The sequence below is a fragment of the Bartonella sp. AP9QHHD genome (assembly GCF_042195625.1).
In the GTDB taxonomy this organism is placed as follows: domain Bacteria; phylum Pseudomonadota; class Alphaproteobacteria; order Rhizobiales; family Rhizobiaceae; genus Bartonella.
This window is the reverse complement of record NZ_JBHIOP010000056.1, coordinates 1-7,116: the sequence shown is the minus strand read 5'-3', so window position 1 is coordinate 7,116 and position 7,116 is coordinate 1. Positions and strand designations below refer to the sequence as shown.

10 protein-coding genes and 1 pseudogene are annotated in these 7,116 nt (G+C 40.3%); all 11 read left to right on the top strand.

Annotation, left to right across the window (positions count from 1 at the left end; genetic code table 11):
- The first annotated feature begins 84 nt into the window (after nt 1-84).
- Nucleotides 85-855, top strand: coding sequence for a type IV secretion system protein (locus ACFIK4_RS04390; RefSeq protein ID WP_375675136.1), 771 nt, complete (start codon nt 85-87; stop codon nt 853-855).
- Between the two features lie 21 nt (nt 856-876).
- A complete protein-coding gene (locus ACFIK4_RS04385) occupies nt 877-1,149 on the top strand; it encodes an EexN family lipoprotein (RefSeq protein ID WP_375675134.1) in 273 nt (90 codons plus the stop codon).
- A 2-nt stretch (nt 1,150-1,151) separates the two neighbouring features.
- Nucleotides 1,152-1,436: an EexN family lipoprotein gene (locus ACFIK4_RS04380; protein ID WP_375675132.1), complete on the top strand. Its 285-nt coding sequence runs from the start codon at nt 1,152-1,154 to the stop codon at nt 1,434-1,436.
- 323 nt (nt 1,437-1,759) lie between these two features.
- Nucleotides 1,760-2,164, top strand: coding sequence for an EexN family lipoprotein (locus tag ACFIK4_RS04375; RefSeq protein WP_375675130.1), 405 nt, complete (start codon nt 1,760-1,762; stop codon nt 2,162-2,164).
- 295 nt (nt 2,165-2,459) lie between these two features.
- Nucleotides 2,460-2,842, top strand: a pseudogene (locus ACFIK4_RS04370) (EexN family lipoprotein).
- A 282-nt stretch (nt 2,843-3,124) separates the two neighbouring features.
- The gene (locus ACFIK4_RS04365) at nt 3,125-3,511 is read left to right on the top strand and encodes an EexN family lipoprotein (RefSeq protein ID WP_375675128.1); all 387 of its coding nucleotides are present in this window, start codon (nt 3,125-3,127) and stop codon (nt 3,509-3,511) included.
- A gap of 36 nt (nt 3,512-3,547) precedes the next feature.
- Nucleotides 3,548-4,486 carry a type IV secretion system protein gene (locus tag ACFIK4_RS04360; protein ID WP_375642881.1) on the top strand — a complete coding sequence of 313 codons (939 nt, stop codon included), beginning with the start codon at nt 3,548-3,550 and terminating at the stop codon, nt 4,484-4,486.
- A 58-nt stretch (nt 4,487-4,544) separates the two neighbouring features.
- Complete coding sequence (locus ACFIK4_RS04355; protein ID WP_375675138.1) at nt 4,545-4,775, top strand: type IV secretion protein VblB7; 231 nt, start codon at nt 4,545-4,547, stop codon at nt 4,773-4,775.
- Nucleotides 4,772-5,443, top strand: coding sequence for a virB8 family protein (locus tag ACFIK4_RS04350; RefSeq protein WP_375613221.1), 672 nt, complete (start codon nt 4,772-4,774; stop codon nt 5,441-5,443). Before ACFIK4_RS04355 ends, ACFIK4_RS04350 begins: the two co-directional genes overlap by 4 nt.
- A gap of 2 nt (nt 5,444-5,445) precedes the next feature.
- The gene (gene virB9, locus ACFIK4_RS04345; protein WP_375675125.1) at nt 5,446-6,297 is read left to right on the top strand and encodes a P-type conjugative transfer protein VirB9; all 852 of its coding nucleotides are present in this window, start codon (nt 5,446-5,448) and stop codon (nt 6,295-6,297) included.
- A 27-nt stretch (nt 6,298-6,324) separates the two neighbouring features.
- A partial coding sequence (locus ACFIK4_RS04340) for a TrbI/VirB10 family protein (protein WP_375675123.1) occupies nt 6,325-7,116 on the top strand: 792 nt, incomplete at its 3' end.

Sequence of the window (7,116 nt, the reverse complement as noted above, 5' to 3'; positions counted from 1 at the left end):
TATTGAACTCCTAGAGACCATTATGGATGAAGTTGGACAATCTCCAGAAAAATGGCTTCCTATTTTTCAAGAAAGGTCAAAGCAATGAAAAAACTTTTATTGGCAACAGCTCTTTGCGCAATTTCTTTTGGACCTCAAGCAAATGCATTTGGAGGTGGTCCCTTTGATTATAAAATACTGCTGGAAAATATAGAGCAAGCCAAAAGATTGAGAGAACAAGTTGCAAAAGCAGAACAACAAATTCAACAAGGTGCACAACAGCTTGACCAATTAAAGAGCCAACTCGATCAAGCGAAACAATTATATAACTCCCTAAATGTCAAGCCTGACATTTCGGGATTGAAAGACATGTTTAACAAGCAAGGGAGCAGTGGCGCCCTGCCTTCAGATTTTAACCACTTTCAACAATCGATGGGCAGTGGTGGCGGTGGCGGCGGCGGTGGCGGCAGCAAAAACACGCAAAAATGGCAAGAAGAACTTAAATACAAAGAGCCCTCAGGGGGTGCTGGATCAAAAGAGGCAGTGGATGCTTTTTACGCACAGGAAGTGAAAAAAGCCGAACAGCGCGTAGTAGGACAAGCAGCAAAAGGACAAGACGTCTACGAAGAAGCCAGTGAAACACAAAAAACTATTAACAAGCTCCTTGACGAACTTGGAAGTACTAAAGATGCGGGTAAAATTCAAGGCATTCAAGCACAATTATCAGCAATACAAGCAAAACTCCAAACACAAGTCCTTCAAATGCAAGCCGCCATGATGATTCAACAAGCAGAAGAAAAAGCGGCAGAACAACGTGGCTACGAAGAATTTACAGCACGATATAAAGATTTTGCCAAAAAACTCCGTGGTCAATAAACGAAAAAGAGGGATTTGAATATGAACAAGATCATCATAACAACATTATTGCTTTGCACAGCGCTTATCGCTGCTGGTTGCGAAAAAACCCATAGTGTAGAAGAATTTAAGAAAGATCACAAATTATACGAAAAATGGAAAATGAAATGTATGACATCAGGGGATCTCGATTCGCAAAATTGTAAAAACGCAGAGCAAGCTTATCGTGAGAGTCTTCCAACATGGGGATGGGGGAGAACTGGCTCGACAAATGACGATAAACAAGAATCTAAAAAGAAACAGGACAGTCATTAATCATGAACAAGATCATCATAACAACATTGCTGCTTTGCACAGGGCTCATCACGGCTGGTTGTGAAAAAACCTATAGCGTCGCAGAATTTAAAAAAGATAAAAATTTACGCGATGAATGGAGACGTAAGTGTGGATGGACAGGAGATTCACAAAATTGTAAAAATTTAGACAAAGCAATAGAAGAAGTACGTCAAGAAAATTTTGATAACTATCTAAATAAATATCGTAAAAATGACGATAAACAAAAAATGAAAGAACAATCTGAAAAGAAAGAAGACAGTAATTAAAGCATAAAAATTCGACTTTGTATGGAACGCGAACCCGTATGATAAGAAGCGGAGAAAAACAATGGCAGCGTATGATATATTTACCATGATAGACAACGGGTTGATCGAGCCCCTCACAAAGGTAATGGATGACACCATTACACATCGCTATTGCGCTTTAGCTGCTCAACTTAAAGAACATTACAGACTATACAATAGATTTATGGCAACATTATGTCTGTGTCCTAGATTTATCATCACTGGTTATAAAAAACCAGAACATAGCATAATTTAAAAATTGTGCTCAAACCTTGTAAAACTGAAAGGAAAAAGGGGAAATATCTATGAATAAAGTTCTCATAACAACATTGCTGCTTTGCACTGGAATTATCGCTGCTGGATGTGAAAAAACCTATAGCGTCGCTGAATTTAAAAAAGATGAAAAATTACGCCTAGAGTGGGATGCGAAATGTGGATTTGCAGGAACTTCAAAAAATTGTGAAAACATGCGGTTAGCATTTTTAGAACTTGAAAAAGAATATGAAGCAAAAGCTGAAGAAAGAGAGCGTGAAGATGATGAAAAGTTTCAAAAAATGATTAGAGATTCCGAAGCCGAAATGAGAGCCAGACTTCAAAAAATGGAAGCTAATACTAAAAAAAAATTAGCTGAACAAGAAGCGAAAGAGCGTGCTGAGGAAGAACGAAGAGAAAAAGAACGGGCGGCAGAAGAACAACAAAATAACCATTAAGACATAATGAAGAGCGGAGCATCTCAATGGCAGTAGAAAGCAAAGGCATATTTTCTTATATCGACAATATGTTGATAGAGTCCCTTACAAAGACAATGGACAGCACCATTACACATCGCTATTGCGCTTTAGCTGCTCAACTTAAAGAACATTACAGACTATACAATAGATTTATGGCAAGATTATGTCGCTGCCCTAGATTTATCATCACTGGTTATAAAAACCGATAACACAAGCATAATTTAAAGATTGTGCTCAAACCTTGTAAAACTGAAAGGAAAAAGGGGAAATATCTATGAATAAAGTTCTCATAACAACATTGCTACTCTGCACTGGAATTATCGCTGCTGGATGTGAAAAAACCTATAGCGTTGCAGAATTTAAAAAAAATCCAAAATTATTTGATGAATGGGTCACGAGATGTGGAGGGATAGGAACTTCAAAAAATTGTGAAAACCTAAGAGTAGCAGGCGCTGAACTTGAGAAAGAACGTCAGGCAAAAGTTGAAGAAGAAAATCGCAAAAGAGATGAAGAATTTATGGCTGAACAAAAAGCTTGGATTGAAAAAATGAGAGCAGAGACTAAAAAAAATTAGAAGAACAAAGAGCAAAGCGACGTGCTGAAGAAGAACAGGAAGCAAAAGAGAGAGCGGCAAAAGAACAACAAAATAACCATTAAGACATAATGAAGAGCGGAGCATCTAAATGGCAATAGTAACCAAAGGCGTATTTACTGACATAGATGATATGTTGATGAATCCCATTACAAAAACAATGGATAACATCTATTGCGCTTTAGCTGCTCAACTTAAAGAACCTTACAGACTATACAATAGATTTATGGCAACATTATGTCTGTGCTCTAGATTTATCATCACTGGTTATAAAAACCGATAACACAAGCATAATTTAAAGATTGTGCTCAAACCTCAAAAACTGAAAGGAAAAAGGGGAAATATCTATGAATAAAGTTCTCATAACAACATTGCTACTCTGCACTGGAATTATCGCTGCTGGATGTGAAAAAACTTACAGCGTCGCAGAATTTAAAAAAAATCCAACGTTGATGGAAGAGTGGATTGCTAAATGTGGATTAGCAGGAACTTCAAAAAATTGTGAAACTCTAAGATTAGCACAACTTGAACTTGAAAAGGAATATGAAGCAAAGGCTGAAGAAAGAGCGCGTAAAGATCAAGAAAAATTTGATAAAGCTATGGAAAAGGCTAGAGCTCAAATGGAAGCCGATCTTGAAAAAATGGAGGCTGAGACTAAAAAATTGCAAGCCGAACAAGAAGCGAAAGAACGTGCTGAAGAAGAACGAAGAGCGAAAAAACAAAATAACGATTAAATTATAAAAACACATAATGAATAGCGGAGCATCTAAATGGCAGCAATAGAAACCAAAGGTATATTCACTATTATAGACAATATGTTAATGAATCCCCTTACAAAGACAATGGATAGCGCCATTATGCATCTTTCATCTGGTTTAAGTGCTCCGCTCAAGCTGTCTTGTACAATCTACATTATATTTATGGGATACAATATCATCTATGGGCGTTCTTCCACGCCCTTATGGGAATTTATAGCGACAACTTTCAAACTTGGCATCATTGTTGCACTCGCCACAAATGCCGCTCACTACAATACGTGGGTTAGGGACATATTTTTCAATGATCTACCAAATGCCATTTCAAATGTCACACAAGGTGCAGCAGCACACACGGATCAAAATGTATGGGACAATATGATGAATCAAGCTGCTGCACATGTTTTTGATGCAGCAGACAAAGCAGGATTATTGTCAATGGGTAAGTTTCTTGCTGCATGGATTGCTGGTCTTATATGTCTCGGTATTGCTTGCTTGTTTTGTTTAATTGGTTTTGTCGTCTCATTAGTGGCTAAACTTGGTTTATTTCTTGTCATATCAATAGGACCGCTCTTCATAAGCCTCTATATGTTTTCATCAACCAGAAGGTTTACAGAAGCATGGTTAAGTCAAACAGCCAACTTCATCATTTTGCAGGTATTAGTCGTCTTGCTTGGTAGCTTATATATAAAGATTTCAATGCAAGTTTTTTCAGCAGGTCTTGATGATATCATGATTTCTTTAATTCAATTCTTAGTTGTCGGCATCTGTGGTATTTACCTTTTCTTCCATTTACCTGGCATTGCTTCCGCTTTAGCCTCTGGAGGAGCCTCCCTTACAGGAGCAACAAAATTAGGAGCAGACACAGCAAAAACGATTTGGAGAGCTGGTAACAACATGCAAAATTTTGTTAATAAACTGCTGAACAATCTGTTTAAGACTAAGAAAGGATAATAGGAAAGTGTTAAAAAAAATTGGGGTAATCTTGCCGTTTCTCTTTCTCAGTGGCTGTATGTCTTCACCAAACACGCTGAAGTCACTCCCAAAGTGTGATGGATATTCTAAACGTCCACTCAACAGATCAATGTGGAATTGGGAAGGGAAAAAACCCACGCCCACACCCATTATCATCAGTAACAACACCCCTTCACCCCTAAAAGAAGGGAAGCTGGAAACGCTTCTGGCACAAAAATTAACGGATGAAGAAATCAAATCTTACAAAAATTGCGGGCAAAAAGCATGAAAGAAAAAGACATAGAACAATACATTGCTGAAGCGCGCTCGTTTGATCAAGATCGCATGCTCGCCTCACGCCGCACCACCCGCGTCTCGCTTGCCATTGCCGGCATCGCCGTTGCTGTTGCAATACTGTCTTCTCTCGCGGTCATCACCCTCACGCCCCTTAAAACCGTGGAACCTTTTGTCATCCGTGTAGACAATTCAACCGGCATCACCGAAGTTGTGGAAGCCTTAAAAGAAGGTCCCACCAATGTCGACGAAGCAATCACACGCTACTTTGCTGCAAAATATGTCCGCTCCCGTGAAGGCTTCACCACAGAAGAAACACAACACAACTTCCAAACCGTCTCCCTCCTCTCTTCTTCAGAAGAACAGGAAAGATTTGCCAGCTGGTATGGAGCAAGAAATCCCCAAAGTCCTCAAATTCTCTATAAACACGCCGCCGTTACAATAACAATAAAATCAATCTCCTTTATCAATGACGATGTCGCCCAAGTGCGTTACTACAGAACCATTCACGACAACGACAACAACAAAGAATTCATCACCCACTGGGTTGCAACACTTACCTTTGAATACATCAATGCCCCTATCTCTGTCCAAAACCGTTTGATAAATCCTCTAGGGTTTATTGTTAGTGAATATAGAACCGATCCGGAAGTGGTCAACTGATCATGACAAAAAAAATTCTTTTTCTCATTCTTAACATCGCTATTACCCTTTCTTTAACGCCTAGCCATGCCAGTATTTTTCCCACCCGTGCGCCAAGCGATAGCCGCATTCGCTTTATCAACTATGATGCCTATAATGTCACAAAAATTATTGGCTCCATACGCTCATCGGTACAAATAGAATTTTCTCCCAATGAAGAAATTGCCCATGTAGCAATTGGCAACAGCGTTGCATGGGAAGTCGCCCCCGCTGGCAATATTCTTTTCCTCAAAGCGCGGGAAGTCCAACCCATTACCAATCTCCAAGTCGTCACCACAAAGCTTGATGGCTCAAAGCGCTCCTATCAATTTGAACTCATGGTCAAAGATGGAGAAATTTCCTCTGGACAAGAAACATATTTCCTTGTGAAATTTCGCTACCCACAAGAAGAAGCAGAACAAAGAAGACTCGCAGCCCTTATGCGACAAGAAAAACAACAAGCCCAGCGTATCGATAATGTCTTCAACGCTTCTGAAACCTACGGACCACGCAATTGGGCTTACACCGCTCAAGGCTCTATCACTCTTGAACCCTCCTCCGTTTATGACAATGGCAAAACAACAACATTTACATTTCCAGACAACCAAGAAGTCCCTGCCATTTACATTGTCAGCAATGACGGTACAGAATCGCTGGTTCCCAAAACCACAAGAGGCAACATGGTGATTGTCCATGCTATTAGCGCACGCTTCACCCTAAGACAGGGAAAAAACGTCCTATGCGTCTTTAACGAAGCCTATCAACCAAAAGGCACCAATCCAAATACCGGAACAACCTCACCATCTGTTGAACGTAAAGTTGCATCAGATCTTTAAATAAGCGGGAATTGAAGGGGACAACACATGAGTGATAAACCAATCATCGAAGATCGCGGATCTATTGGGGATGGCAAAAACAATAGCGCCAAAACCGCTGGCAAAAAAATAGTTGTCGCAATAGCCTGTATAGGAATCTGCGGCTATGTGCTCTGGAACATCTTATCCTCCCCCACAGAACAAAAAGACACCGCAAAAGCTCATAAAAAACAAGCACAAAACTTTCACAATTCCCTCGCTCCTTTAGAGCTCGCCCCCTCTGACCCGCGTGCAAACATAGCGCCAATAACCTTACCACCCCCACAACCACTCGCACAAGAACCCAAAAAAGATGACCCACTACTTGATGCCGCAAGACGTGCCCCTGTTCTCGCTTTTGCCAAAGGCTCTAAATCTCAATTAAAAGACATCGTCAACACGACTCTCAACCCCTTTGACAAATTCCATGCCCTTGAAAATCTCGCGAATGCGCAAAATTCTCCTGCCCTTCAAGACACACAAAATTTTGCAACCCTTTTAAAGCCTACCAAAACAGAAGAAACAAAAGCAAAAGCAAAACTCATCGGCAATAGAAACTTTATCATCGCCATGGGAACCTCTATTCCCTGTATCTTAGAAACCGCATTAAACAGTGAGCAACCAGGCTTTGCAAGCTGCATCATCAACCGTGATATCCTCTCTGACAATGGGCGCGTTGTTTTGCTTGATAAAGGAACCCAAGTGATTGGCGAATACCGCGGAGGGCTTAAAAAGGGTCAATCTCGCCTCTTTGTGCTCTGGACAAGAGCAAAAACCCCCACCGGTGTCATCATCAATCTT